The sequence below is a fragment of the Pantoea sp. sgz302252 genome, assembly GCF_047713085.1.
Taxonomy (GTDB): Bacteria; Pseudomonadota; Gammaproteobacteria; order Enterobacterales; family Enterobacteriaceae; genus Scandinavium.
On sequence record NZ_JBLFJW010000035.1, the window covers coordinates 29530 to 52271 of the forward strand.

19 protein-coding genes are annotated in these 22742 nt (G+C 53.1%); 12 read left to right on the forward strand and 7 right to left on the reverse strand.

The genetic code is table 11. The features are described from left to right. Position 1 precedes the first annotated feature (1 nt). The 3 genes from ACLW56_RS21110 (at position 2) to ACLW56_RS21120 (ending at position 3342) form a co-directional block, all read left to right on the forward strand. Positions 2 to 1384, forward strand: coding sequence for a sugar porter family MFS transporter (locus ACLW56_RS21110; protein WP_330985668.1), 1383 nt, complete (start codon positions 2 to 4; stop codon positions 1382 to 1384). A 62-nt stretch (positions 1385 to 1446) separates the two neighbouring features. Continuing rightward, positions 1447 to 1950 carry an RbsD/FucU domain-containing protein gene (locus ACLW56_RS21115; protein ID WP_330985669.1) on the forward strand — a complete coding sequence of 168 codons (504 nt, stop codon included), beginning with the start codon at positions 1447 to 1449 and terminating at the stop codon, positions 1948 to 1950. A gap of 30 nt (positions 1951 to 1980) precedes the next feature. Beyond that, entirely contained in the window at positions 1981 to 3342 is a 1362-nt protein-coding gene (locus ACLW56_RS21120) for a sugar porter family MFS transporter (RefSeq protein WP_330985670.1), read from the forward strand. A gap of 37 nt (positions 3343 to 3379) precedes the next feature. Here ACLW56_RS21120 and nei read toward each other — a convergent pair whose 3' ends face one another. The 4 genes from nei to ACLW56_RS21140 are packed head-to-tail and all read right to left on the reverse strand — an operon-like array spanning position 3380 to position 6523. Then, positions 3380 to 4171, reverse strand: coding sequence for an endonuclease VIII (gene nei / locus ACLW56_RS21125; protein WP_330985671.1), 792 nt, complete (start codon positions 4169 to 4171; stop codon positions 3380 to 3382). A 10-nt stretch (positions 4172 to 4181) separates the two neighbouring features. Further along, on the reverse strand, positions 4182 to 5114 hold the full coding sequence (gene pxpC, locus ACLW56_RS21130) for a 5-oxoprolinase subunit PxpC (RefSeq protein WP_330985672.1): 933 nt from the start codon (positions 5112 to 5114) through the stop codon (positions 4182 to 4184). Next, positions 5108 to 5764, reverse strand: coding sequence for a 5-oxoprolinase subunit PxpB (pxpB, locus tag ACLW56_RS21135; protein WP_330985673.1), 657 nt, complete (start codon positions 5762 to 5764; stop codon positions 5108 to 5110). Before pxpB ends, pxpC begins: the two co-directional genes overlap by 7 nt. A gap of 15 nt (positions 5765 to 5779) precedes the next feature. Then, positions 5780 to 6523: a type 2 GTP cyclohydrolase I gene (locus ACLW56_RS21140; protein WP_330985674.1), complete on the reverse strand. Its 744-nt coding sequence runs from the start codon at positions 6521 to 6523 to the stop codon at positions 5780 to 5782. Between the two features lie 263 nt (positions 6524 to 6786). Here ACLW56_RS21140 and dtpD point away from each other — a divergent pair, with 263 nt between their 5' ends. Continuing rightward, the gene (dtpD, locus tag ACLW56_RS21145) at positions 6787 to 8268 is read left to right on the forward strand and encodes a dipeptide permease DtpD (protein ID WP_330985675.1); all 1482 of its coding nucleotides are present in this window, start codon (positions 6787 to 6789) and stop codon (positions 8266 to 8268) included. On the opposite strand, the gene phrB is transcribed toward dtpD, so the two are convergent. The 3 genes from phrB to ACLW56_RS21160 form a co-directional block, all read right to left on the reverse strand. Beyond that, the gene (gene phrB, locus ACLW56_RS21150; protein WP_330985676.1) at positions 8265 to 9677 is read right to left on the reverse strand and encodes a deoxyribodipyrimidine photo-lyase; all 1413 of its coding nucleotides are present in this window, start codon (positions 9675 to 9677) and stop codon (positions 8265 to 8267) included. The genes dtpD and phrB overlap by 4 nt on opposite strands. A 10-nt stretch (positions 9678 to 9687) precedes the next feature. Beyond that, entirely contained in the window at positions 9688 to 10644 is a 957-nt protein-coding gene (locus ACLW56_RS21155) for a 2-thiouracil desulfurase family protein (RefSeq protein WP_330985677.1), read from the reverse strand. A gap of 539 nt (positions 10645 to 11183) precedes the next feature. Further along, positions 11184 to 11384, reverse strand: a complete 201-nt coding sequence (locus ACLW56_RS21160) for a YbfA family protein (RefSeq protein WP_330985678.1) — start codon at positions 11382 to 11384, stop codon at positions 11184 to 11186. 302 nt (positions 11385 to 11686) lie between these two features. Here ACLW56_RS21160 and kdpF point away from each other — a divergent pair, with 302 nt between their 5' ends. The 8 genes from kdpF (at position 11687) to ACLW56_RS21200 (ending at position 22665) form a co-directional block, all read left to right on the forward strand. Then, positions 11687 to 11776, forward strand: a complete 90-nt coding sequence (kdpF, locus tag ACLW56_RS21165) for a K(+)-transporting ATPase subunit F (RefSeq protein ID WP_110510103.1) — start codon at positions 11687 to 11689, stop codon at positions 11774 to 11776. Further along, positions 11776 to 13455: a potassium-transporting ATPase subunit KdpA gene (gene kdpA / locus ACLW56_RS21170; RefSeq protein ID WP_330985679.1), complete on the forward strand. Its 1680-nt coding sequence runs from the start codon at positions 11776 to 11778 to the stop codon at positions 13453 to 13455. Before kdpF ends, kdpA begins: the two co-directional genes overlap by 1 nt. Positions 13456 to 13475: 20 nt before the next feature. After that, complete coding sequence (gene kdpB, locus ACLW56_RS21175; protein ID WP_330985680.1) at positions 13476 to 15524, forward strand: potassium-transporting ATPase subunit KdpB; 2049 nt, start codon at positions 13476 to 13478, stop codon at positions 15522 to 15524. A 12-nt stretch (positions 15525 to 15536) separates the two neighbouring features. Beyond that, positions 15537 to 16112 (forward strand): potassium-transporting ATPase subunit KdpC, encoded by a 576-nt coding sequence (kdpC, locus tag ACLW56_RS21180; protein ID WP_330985681.1) that lies wholly within the window; start codon positions 15537 to 15539, stop codon positions 16110 to 16112. A 9-nt stretch (positions 16113 to 16121) separates the two neighbouring features. After that, the gene (gene kdpD, locus ACLW56_RS21185; RefSeq protein WP_330985682.1) at positions 16122 to 18809 is read left to right on the forward strand and encodes a two-component system sensor histidine kinase KdpD; all 2688 of its coding nucleotides are present in this window, start codon (positions 16122 to 16124) and stop codon (positions 18807 to 18809) included. Further along, the gene (gene kdpE, locus ACLW56_RS21190; protein ID WP_330985683.1) at positions 18806 to 19483 is read left to right on the forward strand and encodes a two-component system response regulator KdpE; all 678 of its coding nucleotides are present in this window, start codon (positions 18806 to 18808) and stop codon (positions 19481 to 19483) included. Before kdpD ends, kdpE begins: the two co-directional genes overlap by 4 nt. Positions 19484 to 20040: 557 nt before the next feature. Next, positions 20041 to 21615: a hypothetical protein gene (locus ACLW56_RS21195; protein WP_330985684.1), complete on the forward strand. Its 1575-nt coding sequence runs from the start codon at positions 20041 to 20043 to the stop codon at positions 21613 to 21615. A gap of 39 nt (positions 21616 to 21654) precedes the next feature. Continuing rightward, entirely contained in the window at positions 21655 to 22665 is a 1011-nt protein-coding gene (locus tag ACLW56_RS21200; protein ID WP_330985685.1) for a hypothetical protein, read from the forward strand. Positions 22666 to 22742: the final 77 nt, after the last annotated feature.

The following is a 22742-nucleotide window of genomic DNA, read 5'->3' on the forward strand; positions in this document are numbered from 1 at the left end:
TATGACCACACATGCACATATCTCTGCCAAAAATGTCTGGATGCGTAACGTGGTGTTGATATCCCTGGTCACCGCCGTCGGCGGCTTTCTGTTTGGTTTCGATAACGGCAGTATTTCCGGCTCGGTGGGCTTTTTGCAGAGCAAATTTGCCCTGGATGCCGACGGCATTGGCTGGGTGACCTCGTCGCTCATCGTCGGCTGTATTATCGGCGTGGCGCTGGCGGGGCCGCTCTCGGATGCCATTGGGCGCAAAAAAGTGCTGCTGCTAACCGCGCTGATTTTTATCTTTGGCGTGCTCGGTGAAACGCTGGCGACCTCCGCAGAGATACTCGTATGGTTTCGTATTCTGGTAGGGGTTGGCATTGGTGTAGAAACCACCATCGCACCACTTTATATCGCTGAAGTGTCACCCGCCCATTTGCGCGGACGCCTTGTGTCACTGAACCAGCTTTTCAACTGCATCGGCAACCTGGCCATTTTTTCGATAGCGGCCATTATCGCCAGCAGCGCCAGTGAGGCATGGAACGTTGAGCACGGCTGGCGGATCATTTTCGCGACGGGTATCGCTCCGGCGATAGTCTTCTTATTACTGCTGGCACGGATACCGGAAAGCCCACGCTGGCTGGTGCGCAAAGGACGTGGCGATCAGGGGCTGAAGGTGCTGCGTCAGATAAACCCCGATGAAGCCAGCGCCAGCGAGCAGTTGCAGGCCATTAAACTGGCGCTGAAAAACGAGCGTCCGTCGCGACTCAGCGAACTTCTGAACCCTCGGTTACGCAAGGCGCTGGTGATTGGCTTTTGCGTCGCCCTGTTCCAGCAGATAACCGGCATCAACGCCATTTTCTACTACGCGCCGGAAATCTTTAAAACGGCGGGCGTGGACGTCAGCGGCGCGATGTCTTTTACCGTATTGATAGGCCTGACGCTGGTCATCGCCACGCTGGTCTCCATGTGGATAATCGATAAAGTGGGCCGCCGTTCGCTGCTGATTTTTGGATCAGTGGGCATGGCAATCGCACTTGCCTGTACGGGTATGCTGTTCCGGGCCAGCGAAGCACACACTACAGCTTTGCTGATCTGCATCCTGGCTTACGTCGCCATCTTCGCGGTCTCTTACGGCACGGTGGCTTACGTTATTATCTCGGAGATTTTCCCCATCCACGTCCGTGGTCTGGCTGTCTCCATCGCCACCTTTGCGCTGTGGGGCGGAAATTTCTTTGTTTCCCGCTTTTTCCCTGTGCTGGTCGAAAACATCAGCGCCGCCAACACCTTTTTTATTTTCGCCGGAACCTCAGTGGTCGCTTTAATATTTGTGCTGACCATGGTGCCGGAAACGAAAGGAAAAACGCTCGAAGAAATTGAACTTGAATTACATGGAAAATAAAGAACAGTGGCAATGTAAATAAAACCACCGTTATCTTTCACTACGATTATCCGGAGTACATGATGAGACCTGGAAAAATATTGCATCCGCAAATCGCCAGCGCCTTAGCCAGCCTGGGCCACGGTGATATTATTTTAGTGACGGATGCCGGAGCACCTATTCCGGCAGAAGCCAACAGAATCGATCTGGCGTTTTGTGCCGGGAGCGTCGATCTGCTGGAAATACTGCGCGTGTTACGCCACGAAATTTTTATCGAAAACGTTATTTTTGCCGCCGAGGTACCAGACAGCAATCCCAATCTGTTCAGCAACGTCACCGATATTTTTACCGGCTCAGGTGCAGACTTCACGCTTATCCCCCACAGCGAACTGGTAGCGAAAGTCTACGGCCGGGCAAAAGTGGTGATACGTTCAGGCTCCTTAATACCGTGGGGAAATTTTGCTCTGGTCGCCAGCACCGATCCCGATGCCTGGTTTGACGAGTCGATGAAGATCATTCCTGAATACGTCGAGCGTTCTAATAAAATCAAAAACAACGCTGTTCCCGGAATCAACAAAGCTCAATGACTGGTGTAAAAAATGACAAATACACATCGAATGAGTTACAGGTTGTCGCTGATCGCTTCGCTGGCGGGTTTATTATACGGGTTTGACTCTGCCGTTATTGCAGGCGCAATCTCCCATCTGGCGAAATACTTTTCCCTTGACGATATCGGTACCGGCTGGGCCGTTTCCTCTGTCGTCCTGGGGTTTATGATTGGTGCCTTTAGTGGGCAGTTTATTACCAATCATCTGGGTCGTAAAAAAGCCCTGATGTTGACAGGTATTCTGGTGTTTCTGGCCGGTATTTTTACCGCCTTCCCGTACAATTTCACGCTGTTTATTATTTTCAGGATAATTGGCGGCATTGGCGTGGGCTTAGGCTCGGCAACCGCCCCGGTATATATTGGCGAAATATCAGCACAGGACGTTCGTGGAAAAACGCTGGGCTTTTACCAGATGATGATTGCCTTCGGCATTTTGTCGGTCTATCTGGTCAACGCGCTGGTCGCCAGTTGGGCAAGCGATGCCGAATGGGCCACGCAATACTCCTGGCGCTACATGTTAGGCGCCATGTCGATTCCAGGCTTTTTCTTTATGATCCTCGCCTGCTATCTGCCGGAATCGCCGCGCTGGCTGATTAGCAAGAATCGTACTGCCGAAGCGAGTGAAGTGCTTCACTACGTCAATGGCAAAGGCTACGACACGCAGAAAGCCATGGCTGAAATTCAGGCATCGTTTCAACAGCACCATCCCTCGGCAAAAAGCGAAGCCATTCTGTCTTCGAAGTACCGACGGGTGTCGCTGACGATCCTTGCGATGGCGCTGCTGGCAAACCTCTGCGGCATCAACGCCGTGCTCTATTACGGTAATATCCTGTTTGAAAACATTGGGATCGCCAATGAGCAAACCGCCTATTATCAGCAGATTGTTATCGGCATCGCGTTCTTTGCGGCAGCGGTCTGGGCTGTTTTACGCATCGAGAAATATGGCCGCCGCCGTCTGCTGATCGTGGGCTCTTTCGTCTGCTTTGCGTCAATTACGCTGCTCGGGATTTTGATCTGGATGGGCGTGACCAGCCTGTTTATGCTGGCGATCATGATTATCTACATTCTGTTCTTTGGCGGCACCGTCGGGCCGATTCTGTGGATAATTATTCCAGAGCTTGCACCCAATATACTGCGAGCAAGACTGATGTCATGGGCCACGTTTTTAATCTGGACCGGCAGCTTTATCGTGTCGCAAACCTTCCCAATGTTGACCAACAATCAGACGCTTACTACCTTATTTAACGGCAGTTTCCCGTTCTTCTTATACGGTTTTTTCTGCCTGCTGTGGTTCCTGCTTAACGTCTTTTTTGTGCCTGAAACCAAAGATAAATCACTGGAGCAGATTAGTGCCGAGATGAGCGCAACCTGAGTATCGCTGACCCTTTCCTGAGTGGAAGGGGTCAGCTTTAATGCTGACACCCAGGACACCAGTAAAAGGGCCGTGAGGACATCATCGTTCGCTCGATTACTCCTCCGCACCGCTCGCACTTCTCGCCATCACGGTGAAACACCTTAAAGCGGAATAACGCGCCATGATGCTTGTTGTCATCCACTTTGCCGCGAGTGGCGTACGAAAGTCTGGGAATAGCCAACAACGCATCTGACAGCGCATCAAGCTGTGTGTCAGTCAGCTCGCTGGCTTTGTGCGTTGCCGCCAGCCCACACTCCCACAGGATTTCGACCCGCAGGTAATTGCCAGGCCCCGCCAGAAAAGCCTGGTCGAGAAACAGCCCTGAAAACTGGCGATGGCGAAACGGTCTGGACAACAATCGCGCCCTCACCGCTTCCGAAGTGAAACGCTCATCAAGCACATCAGGCCCAACTCGCTGCAAGAAAGGATGGGTGGTGAGTTGCTCCGGCGTCAGCATGTCAATATCAGACGCACTGTAGAGCAGAATGGCTTTATCTGCGGTTTGTAACTTCACGCGCAGCACGCGTTTGCTTTCCGGCTGCTCGTCGGCTTCCACCACCCGCCAGACGCCATAAAGCTGGTTGTGGCTGTACAGCGTTAAGCCACCGGAAAAATGCGTGAGTAACGCTTTGCCACGGGTTTCAATGTGAGTCACCGTCTGGCCCACCAGCGTGGGCTCAAACGCTTTCAGCGAATCAAAAGCAAACCAGGCCTGGGTCAGGGGTTTGCCTTTGACTGCCGCTTCGAGGGCATCCGCCGCGCGGCGAATCTCCGGTCCTTCCGGCATAATTCTGTCCTTAACTTTCTCTGTTCAACCGCCAGGCAAGCTGTTGCAGATAGCGACGCTGATCTTCGCGTGCCTTCAGCGCCTCTTCCAGGGTGCAAGGCACAAAGTGAATCGGCTGCCCCAACGGAATTTGCGCCAGTTGGTACATATCGGCTTCGATAATGCAGGCAATTCGCGGATAGCCTCCGGTGGTCTGCGCATCATTCATCAGCACGATAGGCTGACCGTTATGCGGCACCTGCACCACGCCGGGTATCAGGCCGTGCGACAGCAGTTCGCGATCGGTGGTACGCACCAACGGTTGTCCTTGCAGGCGATAGCCCATGCGGTTACTTTGCGGGCTGAGTTTCCACGGCGCACGCCAGAAGTTTTCCTGCGAGGCGGTATCAAACTCATGATACTCCGGCCCCGGCAGCGCACGGATGCGATTCCCGCGCAGCAGCTGTTTGACCCCTTGCGGGCCAGTGAAGGTTCTTGTTGCTGGCAGCAGTTTGAGCGTATCGCCATCCTGCAACCGCCGCCCTTCCAGACCGCCAATGCCCACTTTCAAATCAGTGCTTCGTGACCCCAAAATCTCAGGCACATCAATGCCACCAGCCACCGCGAGATAGCTACGAATGCCGTGTAAAGGGCGTTTAAGCACCAGCGTCTGGCCTGCCGAAACAGGAAGCCGCCAACCCGCCCAAACAGCTTCGCCATCAAGCATGGCTTCGCAACCTGCACCCGTAAGCGCAAACCAACCATCTTGTTCGAACTGAACCGTCAGTTGCCCCAGCGTGATTTCCAGTGCCGCCGCTTCCGGCTCATTCCCCACCAGCAAATTCGCAGTGACGAGCGCAGGTTTATCAAGAGCACCACAGCGGCTCACGCCAGACTGACGAAACCCGTTGCGACCGCCATCCTGCACAGAGGTATACAACCCAGCACGAAGTATTTTCAGCATACGCCCTCCTTTTGCGGCACGAAGCGCACGGTATCGCCGGGCCGTAACAGAACAGGCTCAGTCTGGCTGGCATCAAATAAGGCAAGCGTGGTATGGCCAATTAACTGCCAGCCACCAGGCGTAGTCAGCGGATAAATACCGGTCAGCTCACCGCCAATCCCCACGCTGCCCGCTGGAACCTGCACGCGTGGTTCAGCGCGGCGCGGCATCGCAAGCTTCGCAGAGAGTCCACCGAGATAAGCGAAACCAGGCTGGAAACCGAGGAACCAGACCACGTAATCCACAGAAGCATGAAGCTCCACAACCTGCTTTGGTGAAAGCCCGCTATGTTCCGCCACCAGCGGTAAATCGGGGCCGTGTTGTCCGCCATAAATCACGGGAATATCGACGCGACGGGAGTCTGGCTCCAGCACTTCACTCTCTTCCCACCAGCGCTGCAAACGTTCGATGGCATCCAGCGCCAGCGCCTGCGGGTTACGCAGAATGACGGTAATGTTGTTCATCCCGGGAATGGCTTCCACCACTTCCGGGTAGTCTGGCAGACGCTGAGTCAGTTGCCAGATACGCTTTTGACTTTCCAGCGTCACAGGCGGTTCAAGTTCCAGAACGACTGCCGTTTCACCTAACAGATAACAACGCGCTCGCTGCACTTTAACCCTCTCTCATCAGGCTGGGTTGGGGAGATCAATAAAGGTCACATCCAGGTCGGTCGTTTCCGTCAGCCATTCGCTGAGAGCACGAGTTCCCCCGCGTTCCGTCGCGTGATGGCCTGCCGCATAAAAATGCAAACCTTGCTCGCGGGCAGAGTGAATAGTTTGCTCGGATACTTCACCGGTAATAAAGGCGTCCACGCCGAAACGAGCCGCGCTGTCGATAAAGCTCTGGCCGCCGCCAGTACACCACGCCACACGGGTCACTCTCTCTGGCCCGGTGTCACCGCACCACAACGGTTTACGTCCCAGACGCGCCTCAATCCATGAGGCCAGTTCCAGGCCAGAAACCGGCATAGACAGTTCCCCCCACGGCACTAACGGTTCGATTGCCCCGCGAATATTAATGCCCAGCAGCGCGGCGAGTTGCGCGTTGTTGCCAAGCTCAGGGTGCGCATCAAGCGGCAGGTGCCAGCCAAAGAGGTTGATGTCGTGTGCCAGCAACGTTTTCAGGCGATTGCGCTTCATGCCACGGATCACCGGCGACTCGCCTTTCCAGAAATAACCATGATGAACAATGACAGCATCAGCCTCCAGACGCACTGCTTCATCCAGCAGCGCCTGACTTGCCGTCACGCCGGTGACGATTTTGCGGATCTCTTCACGCCCTTCAACCTGCAGCCCATTCGGGCCGTAATCGCTGAAGGTTGCGCTGTTGAGTTTTTCGTTAATCAGGTGTTCCAGTTCGCTGTTTTTCATCGTCACTCCAGACATACGTTCAATACTGAGGGATAACATAGCCGCCAGAGGGCCGCGCGTCGATAGCAGGTCGACAACGCTTTTGGCCCTTCCCGATTTTTCCCAGCAAAAACCGCTTAACGTCGCCCAGCACAATCGTGTATATTTATGCATTAGGACAGCATATAAATTAAGCACTCATGCTTAAAATCCATGGATAGCATAAAAGAAACGCATAATGCGGAATGATTATCTTCTGCAATTCTGGCAAGACTGAGAGCAACATGAAGACACCATCGTCACAACCCCGCGCTATCTACTACGTGGTCGCACTGCAAATTTGGGAATACTTTAGTTTTTACGGCATGCGCGCCCTGCTGATTCTGTATTTAACCAATCAACTGAAATACAACGACAATCACGCCTACGCTTTGTTCAGCGCTTACTGCTCGCTGGTCTACGTCACGCCGATCCTCGGCGGCTGGCTGGCCGACAAAGTGCTCGGCAACCGCATGGCGGTGATGATTGGCGCCTTTTTGATGGCGGTCGGGCATTTGGTGCTCGGGGCCAGCGAAATCTCCCCGATGTTCCTCTATCTATCACTGGCAATTATTGTTTGCGGTTACGGCTTGTTTAAGTCGAACGTCAGCTGCCTGCTGGGTGAACTGTATGAACCGACCGATCCCCGTCGCGATGGCGGTTTCTCGCTGCTTTATGCTGCCGGTAATGTCGGCTCTATTATCGCTCCGATCGCCTGCGGCTACGTACAGGAAGAGTACAGCTGGGCGATGGGCTTCGCGCTTGCGGCGGTCGGCATGCTGGCAGGTCTGGTGATTTTCCTGTGCGGTAATCGCCATTTCAGCCACACCGTTGGCGTGAACAAGCCGGTGCTTCGCAGTAAGAAAGCTGGCCTGCCTGTCTGGGGTTGGTTGCTGGCGCTGCTGGTGGTCTCGCCGGTGGTTATCGCCGTGCTGTTCTGGAAAGAGTGGGCGCTGTATGCGCTGATTGTCGCCACCGTTATTGGTCTGGCGATGCTCGGCAAAATCTACAAAAAAGCCGAGAACCCACAGCAGCGTAAGGAGCTCGGCATGATTGTGGTGCTGACCTTCTTCAGCCTGCTGTTCTGGGCCTTTGCCCAGCAGGGCGGCAGCTCCATCAGCCTGTATATCGACCGTTTCGTTAACCGCGATATCTTCGGTTACGAAGTGCCAACGGCGATGTTCCAGTCGGTTAACGGCTTTGCCGTCATGATGTGCGGTGTCTTCCTCGCCTGGGTGGTTAAAGAATCTGTAACAGGTAACCGTGCGGTACGTATTTGGGGCAAGTATGCGCTCGGCCTGGGGCTGATGAGCGCCGGATTCTGTATTCTGACCCTGAGCGCTCGCTGGTCTGCTACTTACGGCCATTCCTCTATGCCGCTGATGGTGCTGGGCATGGCCGTCATGGGCTTTGCCGAACTGTTTATCGACCCGGTTGCCATGGCACAAATCACCCGCATCAGCATTCCGGGAGTCAACGGTGTGCTGACGGGTATCTATATGCTGCTTTCCGGTGCGATCGCCAACTATGTTGCCGGGGTAATCGCCGATCAGACCTCACAAAGCTCTTTTGATGCAGCAGGCGCGATCAACTATTCGATCAACGCCTACATCGAGGTATTCAGCCAGATTACCTGGGGAGCTTTGGCCTGTGTCGGCATGGTGCTGGTCATTTGGCTGGGCCATGCGATGAAAGTCAGAGCCCGCCACCTGGCACTGGAATCTTAAGCAATTCTTGCGGCTTCATAGGCCGCCAGCGTGTTCAACCGCGCCTGTTTGTGATCGACAATCGGGCGCGGATACTTCAGCTCAATTCCCTCTTTCTGCGCCCACTCCCACGGTGAATGAATCGCTTTCCCCGGCACTGTTTTCAGCTCCGGCAACCAGCGGCGGATAAACTCACCTTCTTTATCGAATTTTTCGCCCTGGGTGGTCGGATTGAAAATCCGGAAGTACGGCGCGGCATCGGTGCCTGTTGAGGCAGCCCACTGCCAGCCGCCATTGTTGGCCGCCAGATCGCCATCAACCAGCTGCGCGATGAAATAGCGTTCGCCTTCCCGCCAGTCAATCAGTAAATCTTTAACCAAAAAACTGGCGACAATCATCCGCAAGCGGTTATGCATCCAGCCCGTTTCATTCAACTGACGCATGGCAGCATCGACAATGGGATACCCCGTTTTGCCTTCCTGCCAGGCTTTTAAGGTCTGAGGATCGTTTTGCCATTTGACGTTGTCCGTCCAGCTAATAAACGGTTTGTGACGGCACAACTCAGGATGAAAGGTCATCAAATGACGATAGAATTCACGCCAGATCAGCTCGTTGAGCCATATCGCACCTGCTCCACCTTCCAGCGCATCAGGGCATTCCACCAGCAAGCGATGCAGGCACTGACGGGGGGAAAGGACACCGAGCGTCAAACAGGCCGAAAGCCGACTGGTCCCCTCTATTGCCGGGAAATCCCGCTGTTGCTCATATTCCGCCGCGTGCTGCTGGCAAAAATGGCGCAATCTGGCGAGCGCATTTTTTTCATCCGCCGGGAAGTATTCCGGATCAAAAGCTTGCTGCGGGTAGTTTAGCGTGATGTCCGTTGCCGCGACTTCCTTCCCCTCACGTACGGCAGGAGCACGAACGCACTCCGGAAGCCCTTCCTTTAATCGCTTCAGATACGCATTTTTGAACGGCGTGAAGACTTTGTACATTTGATGGTTACCGGTCATCACGCTACCCGGCGGCAGCATCACGCTGTCGTCGAAGCCCTGGCAGACCACTTCCTTCAGCGTTTTTTCTACCCGTGCATCACGCTGACGTTCGTTGATTTCATACTGATAGTTATAAAAAAGGTGTGTCACCTCCTGTTCAGCGCAGAACCGGGCAAGTTCATCGACCGTCGCCGTAAAATCAGCGACTTCGCGGAACAACAAGGGAATGCCCTTTTCAGCCAGGCCACTTTGCAACGCCCGCAAATGAGCCTGCATAAACGCAGCCTGACGCGGGGCCATGTGATGTTGATGCCATTGTTGCGGCGTGGAGATAAACAGCGCGATAACGTTCGCCTTGTTATCGCGGCAAGCGGCGGCGAGTGCCAGGTTGTCATGCAGACGTAAATCCGTGCGAAACCAGATCAGATGAGTGGGCATAACTCTCCAGTTAATGTCCGTAACGTAAACGTAAAGCCTCCGGCCACGGGTCAAAATAACGCTGCCCGGCCAGATAAGCATCAGGAAATTCAGCCATATAGTGTTTTAACAGCGTCACGGGTGCAAGCAGCGGCTGCGTACCCTGGCGATACCTGTCGATCAGGTTTGCCAGCTCTTGCCGCTGACGGCTGTTAAGCTGGTTACGGAAATAGCCCTGAACGTGCATCAATACGTTGGTGTGATTGCGGCGGGTGGCGGGATGGGCCATCAGCGCCATAAGGCGCAGACGATACTCGATGAAATACGCCTCCAGTGAAGACCACTCACCCATCGCGGCGACAAATCGCCCCAGTTCGCGGTATAGCGGCTGAGAATGGGCTAACAGCAGCAATTTATAGCGGCTATGAAAAGCCATTAAATCGCCGCGAGTCAGACCGCGCGCTCTTAAAGCATGCAGTTCGTGCAGCGCGTAAATACGTTCCACAAAGTTCTCACGCAGAACGGGGTCCTGTAACCGGCCATCCTCTTCCACCGGTAGCCAGGGCCAGGCGTCCATCAGCAGCTTAGTGTAAATACCTCGCCCCGCTTTGCGGTTGTTCTTGCCATCGGCTTCGTAAACACGCACCCGCTCCATCCCGCAACTGGGCGAATTTTTGCACACGATGTAGCCACACAGGTTTTCAAAACGAGCAATGCGATTGCGGGTAAATTCGTTCATGGCATCGGTTAAATCACCTTCGCTGCCATTGCTGAAGCGCAAATGCGGGCTACCCTGCTCATCTTTTACCAGCCGTAATGCGGGACGCGGGACGGGAAGACCGATGGCCATTTCCGGACAAACAGGCTCAAACGCCACCCACGGACTCAGCTCTTCAACGGCAAAAGTCAGGCGCTTGTGGCCGCCGTCAAAACGAACGTTTTCACCCAGCAAACAGGCGCTGATGCCAACCGGGATTTTCTCTTTCATAGCCATTCCTCTCAGGCACATACAAGAAGTGTAGACGCAAGAGAACGAAAAAGGCCGCACAAGGCGGCCTGAGAGCTACTTGCCCGGTTGTGACGCGGAGACAGAATCAAGCACGGTTTGCTTGTCTGCCGCCAGCATCAGCGAGCCGGAAACAATGAACGCGATACAGAACCAGCGTGTCATCATGCGGTCCTTGCAAAGGGCCGCTTCACCGTATTACCACCGGTGATAAACCGGTGAATGCAAGTTCCTGGACAGGAACTTTACGGTCATAAGAAAGCCTTTCCAGATACCGATGCCCATGTGCGAGATGGCGGAAAGGGCCGCCATCATGATAGAGCTTTTTATTTCCATGAATACCATGCAGCCGATTTTTAAGAATTCATCAAGGTTGGTATCCTTGACCATTCACGAAAAGAGGCACAAAATCACCGCTCCTGGGCAGGAACTTTAAGTCTTCCCCAACGGACCGCGAATCCTGAGGGCATAAAAAAACCGCCACGTTTAACGTTGGCGGTTTTTTTATGCCTGCTTACGAATCAGTAAAAATCACAGGTCGCTTTTTCTGCTTGATCCATCCACACCGGTTTGTCGCTGGTTTTTGACCACACGCGGTGCAGGTAGCTGTAAAAACGCCCGCGATCTTTCCAGAACAGCATCACAGGTAAGGCCACGACCCCCGCCACGACGGCGAAAGTGCGGCGCATCAATACGATATGTGCAGGAAACTCTTTGTACATTATTTCTCTCCCCTTTCATGGCCGGCAACGCGCGCCGGTAAAAATGTTATCTGGCTAAAAGAGTACCTGTTTGCGTGTAACTTTACTACTCATCCGACCACTTATTTTTGGTTATTTTATGCTTTTTTACATTCACGCCGTAATTGAGTTACGAAAGTGTTAAATTAAAACTAACCATTAGTTAATGAGTGGCCTTTCGCCATTTTTATATTTTTTTTACACCCCCCGTCACGTTTTTTGCGAAATATTTGCACCGAAAATCCTACCGTTATGGCAGATCATTAAACACCTGGAGGTGGACTGTGAGTGCAGGCGTGCTAACCGGCATCGTGCTGGTTTTCCTGTTATTGGGTTATCTGGTTTATGCCCTGATCAATGCGGAGGCCTTCTGATGGCAGCGCAGGCGTTTTTACTGATAGCCAGTTTCTTGCTGGTACTTTTCCTTCTGGCCCGTCCGCTCGGTTCTGTGCTGGCGCGGCTGATTGCCAATACCTCTTTGCCTGGCACGGCAACCCTTGAGCAGGGGTTATGGCGAGTGCTGGGCATTTCTGCTCAGGAGATGAACTGGCGGCAATATCTGTTTGCCATTCTTTGGCTGAATATCGCAGGCGTCGTGCTGCTGTTTCTGATGCTGATGTTCCAGAGCCTGTTGCCTTTGAATCCGCAACACTTCGCCGGGCTTTCCTGGGATCTGGCGCTGAATACCGCCATCAGCTTTGTCAGCAATACCAACTGGCAAGCCTATAGCGGCGAAAGCACCCTGAGTTATTTCAGCCAGATGACCGGCCTGGCGGTGCAAAACTTCCTTTCTGCCGCCACTGGTATTGCGGTGGTGTTCGCCTTGATTCGTGGTTTTTCACGCCACAGCACGGATACTCTCGGCAACGCCTGGAAAGATATCATTCGCGTGACGCTGTGGATCCTGCTGCCACTCTCGTTGATCATCGCTTTGTTTATGATTCAGCAAGGTACGCTGCAAAACTTTCTTCCTTACCAGCACTTCACCTCGCTGGAAGGCGTGAAAGGCGTTTTGCCGATGGGACCGGTGGCTTCGCAGGAAGCCATTAAAATGCTGGGCACCAACGGCGGCGGTTTCTTTAACGCCAACTCCAGCCACCCGTTTGAAAACCCAACGGCTTTAACCAATGCCGTCCAGATGCTGGCAATTTTCCTTATCCCGACCGCGCTCTGCTTTGCCTTTGGTGAGGCGGTAAACGACAAGCGTCAGGGGCATGCCATCCTGTGGGCCATGACGATCATTTTCGTGATTTGTGTGGTCGTCGTGATGTGGGCTGAACTCAAAGGCAACCCGCACTTCCTGCAATTGGGTGCTGACAGCGCCGCCAATATGGAAGGCAAAGAGAGCCGCTTCGGCATTCTGCAAAGCAGTCTGTTTGCGGTTATCACTACCGCAGCATCTTGCGGTGCCGTCAACGCGATGCATGACTCCTTCACCGCACTCGGCGGGATGGTGCCGATGTGGCTGATGCAGATTGGTGAAGTGGTGTTCGGCGGTGTGGGTTCCGGCCTGTACGGCATGCTGCTGTTTGTCCTGCTGGCGGTCTTTATCGCGGGCCTGATGATTGGCCGCACTCCGGAGTATCTCGGCAAAAAAATCGACGTGCGCGAAATGAAAATGACAGCGCTGGCGATTCTGGTGACGCCTGCTCTGGTCTTGCTCGGCACCGCGTTGGCCATGATGACGCAAGCCGGTCGCGCGGGGATGTTCAACCCGGGCATTCACGGCTTCAGTGAAGTGCTGTATGCCGTGTCTTCCGCCGCCAACAACAACGGTAGCGCCTTTGCAGGCCTCAGCGCCAACTCACCGTTCTGGAACTGTCTGCTCGGCTTCTGCATGTTCGTGGGTCGCTTCGGCGTGATTATTCCGGTAATGGCGATTGCAGGCTCACTGGTCACTAAGAAAATCCAGCCTGCAAGCCCTGGCACCTTGCCAACCTGCGGCCCACTTTTTGTCGGCCTGCTTATCGGCACCGTGATTCTGGTGGGCGCCCTGACCTTCATCCCTGCCCTGGCCTTAGGCCCGGTGGCTGAACATCTCTCTTCGTTATAAGTTTGCCGGAGACACGTTTTATGAGTCGTAAACAACTGGCCCTGTTCGAACCCGCTTTGGTTCGCCGGGCGCTGATGGATGCCGTCAAAAAACTGAGCCCTGCGGTACAGTGGCATAATCCGGTGATGTTTATCGTCTGGCTGGGCAGCGTGCTGACCACTCTGCTGGCGGTCGCCATGGCGACTCGTCACCTGCCAGGGAATGCTGGTTTTACCGCTGCGATCAGCGTTTGGCTGTGGTTTACCGTTCTGTTCGCTAACTTCGCTGAAGCACTGGCGGAAGGTCGCAGTAAAGCGCAGGCCAACAGCCTGAAAGGCGTGCAAAAAACCGCATTCGCCCGGAAACTGCGCGCACCACAGCATGATGCGCAAATGGACCACGTTCCGGCAGACGACCTGCGCCAGGGCGATATCGTATTGGTCGAAGCGGGTGACATCATTCCCTGCGATGGGGAAGTGATTGAAGGCGGTGCCTCCGTTGACGAAAGCGCCATTACGGGCGAATCTGCTCCGGTGATTCGTGAATCCGGCGGCGATTTCGCCTCGGTAACCGGCGGGACACGCATTCTGTCTGACTGGCTGGTGATTCGCTGTAGCGTGAATCCAGGCGAAACCTTCCTCGACCGCATGATTGCGATGGTCGAAGGTGCCCAACGTCGGAAAACGCCCAATGAAATCGCCCTGACAATCCTGTTAGTCGCCCTGACCATCGTGTTCCTGCTGGCAACCGCCACGCTGTGGCCATTCTCCGCTTACGGTGGTGTGGCCGTTAGCGTGACGGTTCTGGTTGCGCTGCTGGTCTGTCTGATCCCAACCACCATCGGCGGCCTGCTTTCCGCCATCGGCGTGGCCGGGATGAGCCGGATGTTGGGCGCAAACGTGATAGCCACCAGCGGACGTGCAGTAGAAGCGGCTGGTGACGTGGACGTGCTGTTACTGGATAAAACCGGCACCATCACGCTCGGCAACCGTCAGGCTTCAGAATTCCTGCCTGCGCCCGGTGTCGATGAAAAAACCTTAGCCGATGCCGCGCAGCTCGCGTCACTGGCCGATGAAACGCCGGAAGGCCGCAGCATCGTGATCCTCGCCAAACAACGCTTCAATATCCGCACTCGTGATGTGCAGGAATTGCAGGCAACGTTTGTCCCGTTTACCGCTCAAACGCGCATGAGCGGGATTAACATCCATGACCGCATGATCCGCAAAGGTTCCGTGGATGCCATTCGCCGCCACGTGGAAGCCAACAACGGTCACTTCCCGCCGCAGGTCGATACGCTGGTAGAAGGCGTCGCTCGCCTGGGCGGCACACCGCTGGTGGTGGTCGAAGGCGCAACGGTGCTCGGTGTCATTGCGCTGAAAGATATCGTCAAAGGCGGCATTAAAGAGCGCTTCGCTCAACTGCGCAAAATGGGTATCAAGACGGTGATGATCACCGGTGATAACCACCTGACCGCCGCTGCCATTGCCGCCGAAGCGGGTGTCGATGATTTCCTGGCTGAAGCCACGCCAGAAGCGAAACTGGCGCTAATCCGTCAGTATCAGGCCGAAGGTCGCCTGGTGGCAATGACCGGCGACGGCACCAACGACGCGCCAGCGCTGGCGCAGGCCGATGTCGCCGTGGCGATGAATTCAGGGACTCAGGCGGCGAAAGAAGCCGGGAACATGGTCGATCTCGACTCCAACCCGACCAAGCTGATTGAAGTGGTGCACATCGGTAAACAGATGCTGATGACGCGCGGTTCACTCACCACCTTCAGTATTGCCAATGACGTAGCGAAGTATTTCGCCATCATCCCGGCTGCGTTTGCCGCGACTTATCCGCAGTTGAACGCGCTGAACGTGATGCATCTGCATTCGCCAGCCTCGGCCATTCTCAGCGCCGTGATTTTCAATGCGCTGATCATCGTGTTCCTGATCCCGCTGGCATTGAAAGGCGTGAGCTACAAGCCATTGTCAGCGGCAGCAATGTTACGTCGCAACCTGTGGGTTTATGGTCTGGGCGGTCTGCTGGTGCCGTTTGTCGGCATCAAAGTTATCGATCTGCTGCTGACTCTGTTTGGTCTGGTGTAAGAGGATATAAAAATGGCGACGTTACGCCCTGCTATAGTGGTTTTGCTTTTTCTCACGGTGATAACAGGGGGCGTTTATCCTCTGTTGACGACAGCGCTTGGACAAGGGCTGTTTAAGGATCAGGCCAACGGTTCGTTGATTTTGCAGAATAATGAGATTCGAGGTTCGCACCTGATTGGTCAATTTTTTTCCAGCGCAGGTTATTTTCATGGTCGCCCTTCCGCCACGGCTAATAGCCCCTATAATCCTGAAGCATCAGGCGGAAGCAATCTGGCCGGCAGTAACCCAGAGCTGGACAAAGAAGTCGCCGAAAGGGTGGCGAAGCTGCGTGAAGAAAATCCGCAAGCTGGCGAAAAAGTTCCGCTAGAACTGGTGACAACGTCCGCAAGCGGTCTGGATTACAGCCTGTTACCGCAGTCCGTTCTCTGGCAGATCCCGCGGGTGGCACAAGCCCGCAATCTGCCAACTGAAACACTGATGAAGCTTGTGACAAAGTATACGCAGCAGCCGCTGGCCAGCTTTATCGGCCAGCCGGTGGTCAATATTGTTGAACTGAACATGGCGCTGGACGGCCTGAAAAAACCGTAAGGATTGAGCATGACCGACGAGCCCTTTCGTCCCGATCCCGACCGCCTGCTGGAGGAGTCCTCCGGCTGGCATCGTGGCAAACTGAAAGTTTTCTTTGGCGCCTGTGCTGGCGTAGGCAAAACCTACGCGATGCTCAACGAGGCACAACGCCTGCGGGCGCAAGGGCTCGATATTCTGGTCGGCGTGGTCGAAACCCACGGCCGACAGGAAACCGCCGCCCAATTGAAAGGCCTGGCAACACAGCCACGTAAACGTATTCATTATCGCGGACGTCAGGTCGAAGAGTTTGACCTCGATGCTGCCCTCGCCCGCCGCCCCGCACTGATCCTGATGGATGAACTGGCGCACACCAATGCGCCGGGTTCACGTCACCCTAAACGCTGGCAAGACGTTGAAGAGTTGCTGGAAGCAGGTATTGATGTCTTCACGACCATCAACGTACAACATCTGGAAAGTCTTAACGATGTGGTAAGCGGCGTCACCGGCATCAAAGTTCGGGAAACCGTTCCGGATCCGTTCTTTGATTCTGCCGATGAGGTTGTGCTGGTTGACCTGCCGCCCGACGATCTCCGTCAGCGTCTGCATGAAGGCAAAGTGTATATTGCCGGGCAAGCGGAACGAGCCATCGAGCACTTCTTTCGAAAAGGCAATCTCATCGCCCTGCGTGAACTGGCGCTGCGCCGTACTGCCGACCGGGTCGACGATCAAATGCGAGCCTGGCGTGACTGTCAGGGAGAAGAAAAAGTCTGGCACACGCGGGATGCGATTCTGCTTTGTGTTGGCCATAGCGGCGGCAATGAAAAACTGGTTCGCACTGCCGCGCGTCTGGCCGCGAAATTCGGCAGCGTCTGGCACGCCGTTTATGTTGAAACACCTGATCTGCATCGTCTGCCTGAGCATCAACGCCGTAGTATTCTCGCCGCTTTGCGTCTGGCTCAAGAACTGGGCGCAGAAACGGCGACCCTTTCCGACCCGGCAGAAGATAAAGCGATTCTGCGCTACGCCCGTGAGCATAACCTCGGCAAAATCATTATTGGCCGCCGTAGCCAGCGCCACTGGTGGAGCCACGAATCGTTCGCCGACAGGCTGGCACGTCGCGCACCGGATCTCGATCTGGTGATTGTTGCGCTGGAAGAAAATCAGACCAGTAACACTCCGCTCCGCGCAGACAGCCGCCCCTGGCGGGATCGCTGGCGCGTACAGCTTCGCGGCTGTGTCGCTGCCCTGGCGCTTTGTGCTTTTATCACTCTGTTCGCCAGTCATTTCCTGATGGCTTTTGATGCCGCCAACCTGGTGATGCTTTATCTGCTGGGCGTGGTGATTGTCGCACTGTTTTATGGGCGCTGGCCGTCAGTGCTCGCCACAGTCATCAACGTCATCAGCTTTGACCTGTTCTTCATCGCGCCGCGCGGCACGCTTGCAGTGTCGGATGTGCAGTACGTTCTGACCTTTGGCGTGATGCTCACCGTCGGGCTGGTTATCGGGAATCTCACCGCGGGAGTGCGTTATCAGGCGCGAGTTGCCCGCTATCGTGAACAGCGTACTCGCCATCTGTATGAAGTCTCGAAAGCCCTTGCGACCGGGCGTACGAAGCAAGATATCGCCCGAACCAGTGAACAGTTTGTCCACTCGACGTTCCACGCCCGTAGCCAGGTTCTTCTGCCAAATGATGAAGGACGTCTCACAGCGATCACCGAAGACAACGACATTACCCCTTGGGACGATGCGATTGCTCGCTGGAGCTTTGACAAAAGCCAGCCCGCCGGTGCAGGAACCGATACGCTGCCCGGCGTGCCCTACCTTATCCTGCCGTTGAAAAGCGCAGAGAAAACTCACGGCGTGCTGATTGTTGAACCCGGTAATCTGCGTCAGTTGATGATCCCTGAACAGCAGCAGCTCCTGGAAACCTGCACGCTGCTGGTTGCAAGCGCACTGGAGCGTCTGGCTCTGACCACCAGCGAAGAGCAATCGCGTTTGGCTAGCGAAAGAGAGAGTATCCGCAACTCGCTACTGGCAGCACTTTCTCACGATTTGCGCACGCCGCTGACCGTGCTGTTTGGACAGGCAGAAATTCTGACGCTCGACCTGGCAAGTGAAGGGTCTAAGCATGCCCCGCAGGCCAACGAAATCCGTCAGCATGTGCTCAACACCACACGGCTGGTGAACAATCTGCTGGATATGGCGCGCATTCAGTCCGGTGGCTTTAATTTGCGCAGAGAATGGCTGACGCTGGAAGAAATGGTCGGCAGCGCCATTCGCACGCTGGAACCAGGCCTTGGCGGTCGGCATATTCAGCTTGAGCTGGGTGACCCGCTGACGCTTATTCATGTGGATGGCCCTCTGTTTGAGCGCGTGCTGATCAACCTGCTGGAGAACGCTGTGAAATATGCGGGTTCTTCAGCCACGATAGGCATTGCCGCCGAACGTCAGCCAGACAGGTTAACGCTGGAAGTCTGGGATTCCGGGCCCGGTATCCCTGCTGGTCAGGAGCAGGCCATCTTTGCTAAATTCTCGCGTGGGCATAAAGAATCGGCTATTCCGGGCGTCGGTTTGGGTCTGGCAATTTGTCAGGCTATTGTTGAAGTGCACGGCGGCGAACTGCATGCTCATAACCGTCCACAAGGCGGCGCGGCGTTTGTCGTCACTTTGCCGCTTGAAACCCCACCGGAGCTGGATGAACTCGCTGAGGAATTGTGATTAACGTACTGATTATCGAAGATGAACACGCTATTCGCCGTTTTCTGCGCAGTGCGCTGGAAGGCGACGGTCTGCGCGTGCATGAAGCCGACACACTGCAACGCGGGCTGCTCGAAGCGGCAACGCGCAAACCCGATCTGGTGATCCTCGATTTGGGGTTGCCCGATGGCGACGGCATTGAGTTCATCCGCGATTTTCGTCAGTGGAGCCAGGTGCCGGTTATCGTGCTGTCCGCCCGCGCCGAAGAGACAGACAAAATCACCGCGCTCGACGCCGGTGCGGATGACTATCTCAGTAAACCTTTCGGTATTGGTGAACTGCAGGCGCGTTTGCGCGTGGCACTGCGTCGACATGGCAGCCAGGAACAAAATCAGCCGCTGTTTAACTTCTCAGAGATACAGGTGGATATCGCCAACCGCCGTATTCAACGCGGTGAGGAAGAGATCCATCTGACGCCCATTGAGTTTCGCCTGTTGGCGGTGCTGCTGAATAATCACGGAAAAGTCCTCACCCAACGCCAGCTGTTAAGCCAGGTGTGGGGGCCGAACGCCGTGGAGCACAGCCACTATCTGCGGATTTATATGGGGCATTTACGGCAAAAACTGGAGGTCGATCCGGCAAGGCCGAAGCACCTTCTGACGGAGACCGGGATCGGGTATCGGTTTATGCTTTAGCCTCCCAGAGAGGCAAAATAGCGCTGGCGCTCCATCATAAATTAAAGCAATTTTGCCAGTGTTTTATTTGATGAATGAATAAACCCCTGCAGTTAAATTCATCACCTCAATCAATTCATCCTTATGTTAACAAGTCACATCACACCGACAACATTATTTATATCCATTTTAAATAGTGTAGTTCGCGCACAGTTTAAAAATTTTAGAATGTTTTAAAATCAATTACACGTGTACCATCGCGATAATGAACCCCAAACGTTCCTTAATCGTTTATTAAAGGTTTACGCTGTGACCATTTGGCATTCACCAAGCTTATATTATTTACACACACATTCCTTATCGTTATTTTCAAACTCTCATTGGAGGCATGATTTGTATTTAAAAATGGTATTCAAGTGGTAATGTAACAGCCTAAAAGATGATCTTCTACACACTGCTTAACGAGTATATTCCAGATAATCAGGGTGTACCTGATAGTCGGATGGCGCTATTAAGCAATCTGTAGCGTCCCGCTTACAGCCAGTTGCTGGAACAGACAGCCAATAAAGGATTATAAAATGACATCACCATCAACCACTGCAGGTAAGGCCTGTGCAGAATGCGGTATTCCTGACCCCTGCATTCTGGACGTGATCGCAGACTTTCCGTCAAATAAAGAGAAACACCGTTGGTCCCGGGACGGGCGGGTACATTTTGATCTGCTGGACGACGGCGATGGAGCGCAAGGGACGATTACAATCACCAGTAAATGCGATCGTCAGGACCAGCATAAAGCCAGGCTGGAAGAAGAGGCAGGAAACACGAAAAATGCACTGAAAGCCGATGGCACCCTGAATCATGTCATTCTGTATTATAAAGGCGAAGAGAGCAATCTGACGCTGGAGGATATCTTTCAGACGCCATGGGGATATCTGAGCTCAATTACCTCACCAGCAGATATTTATGATGAGCCCGCGCATTACAGCGTCGAGGTTGACAGCTGTTATGAGTGCGCAACCTATGTCGAAATCGACGTCTATCCAACCCTGGAAATTCGCTTTTCCACCGGGCTGTGTTATGAATTAACGTCCACCCGGCGCAAACGATCGGTGAAAGAGCGTCGCGATGAACAGAGAAAATCCCGGCAGGCCATGGAGGATACGAAGCCGAAGAATAACAATAAACTCCGGTCAGGGTGGCAGGATCAAACCGCCGAATTTGAGTTTATCAATAAAACGCAGCTGAATGTCAGTTTTGGCGTCAAGGTGTGTAACACGGAATTCAGCGAGAATTATAAACAGGCTATCAGCAGTCGTTGCCGGAATGGCGCTCTGGCTCATCTGAACAGGATCGACAGTCTGCTCGACAAAATTAACACTTACTTCGCCCCCGACCCTGAAAACGAAAACAGTACAAGGCAGTATTCCGTTTTCAGTTGTATTGTGGCACCGGTGGAATTAGGTATCTCCTACGCCTATCAGTACACCGATGCGGAAAAGGGGCCGTGTCATTTCTTCGGCCTCTATGGCAGTCCTTTTCTGAAGGCAACGCTGCGTTTTGATATTATTCAGTTCATCTGTGCGTACTGCAAAATAGAGTCACTGGTCGCCAGATGCCGCGATTATCTGAGGAAACACGGCACCAGCGTGGAATGTTATTTGGAAATCGAACCCGGGGTGAACCTCAATTTTGGAGCTGCTTACAGCAAAAAAAATGACGAGTGGACGTTCAATCTTGTTGATGACAGTCAGCTTTATTTGGGACTAAAAGGTGTGGTCAGTGCCACGTTTGAAGCCGAGGTTTTTGTAGTCGAACTCAAAGCACAGGCGGAAGGAACAATCAGTGCCAATGCCTGTTTTAAACCTGATCCACATGAAAAGGGGCTGGATTTGGTGTTATGCCATGATGGGGTGAAAGGGCATTTTAAGTTTAGTGCAGATGTACAACAGAAAGATAAGATAAAAAATAAATCATCCCCTCGTCATGAGAACGGTACAGAAAAAGAATGGCAGTTGTGCAAGCAGCTGACCAGAGAAGAGTCTCCGCTGAGGGCTAACTTATATGGTAAGGAACGGGTATTACAGACCCCAACTTATTCACCACCTGTACACGAACCCTGGGCGATGGGGTCTAACCCTAACTGGAATAAATGAAAGCAATATAATTCTTATACCTGAGAACAAGGAGTGTTTATGAGATATAACCCGCTTTTTTTAATGATAATATTGATCGGAGCAATTATGACGGTAACAACTTTTGCTTTTGCAGGTGAACAACCTGTAAAAATCAGAACCCTATTCAATATCGAGCAGGCTTTCTGTGCCATCAAAACTAATGGTGTAACAGGGTTTGACAACCGGACATCTGCTTTTAATGGCCGGGGGGGTGGAATTTCCAGTACAAACTCCCTTATTTTGATGGAAAACGGTGAAAACGAAATCACTCTTGAAATGGGTGCCTTAGGGTGGTTTTCCCCTAAAGTTAAGACTCTTGATGAAAAAAGGCAGTTTACTAAAGATTCGGGTTGTAATGTGGATGTAGTGAGTTTTGACAAAGAGAATAACAAACAGATTATTTCTTCAATAAAATTACACATCAACCCTCAGGGGATTCCTGCATCATCACCAGATGAAACCCATCCAATAATACGTTCAAAAATCATTGCCCAACAAATAACTGAAGGACATATTGATTCTGATTATTTTTATGACAACTATTACCCTAAAAACATGGAAATCTATCAATTTTCGCAAAAAATAATGATAAATGGTATCCCTAAATGGGCTTGGGTTGAGTCTGAGAAATTTACTGGAAATGATATTCAAATGCAAAAATTGAAAGCGTCGTATAGTGAGTTAGCTGAAGTAATCAACAAACAGGACCGACGAAAATTAAAAGAAATTAGTGGTGTGGCACTGGATGCATGGTCTAAAACAACAGGAGAAAGCATAGAAGATATTTTGTTTTCACAGTATCCTAAGGAAGACATTGAGGTGAAAAAAATTACAATACTACCAATTAAATGGAGCGATTATGATATCAAAGTTATGAATCAAGGTCGTATGGTTAAAATGTATAACAAAACAAATCCAGAATACTCACCGCTAACATATAAGTGTGTTGATGAAGATGGTGATGAGTGCTTAGGTTATTTTGCACCAATATTTTCATTGATAAATGGGAAATATGTACCTGTTATATAACGATGCCTGTGGTGCGAAACGGCGAAGTGACATTGGTGATGTCGAGAAGCTGTCAAATTCCATTAAAAAAGGGTTCA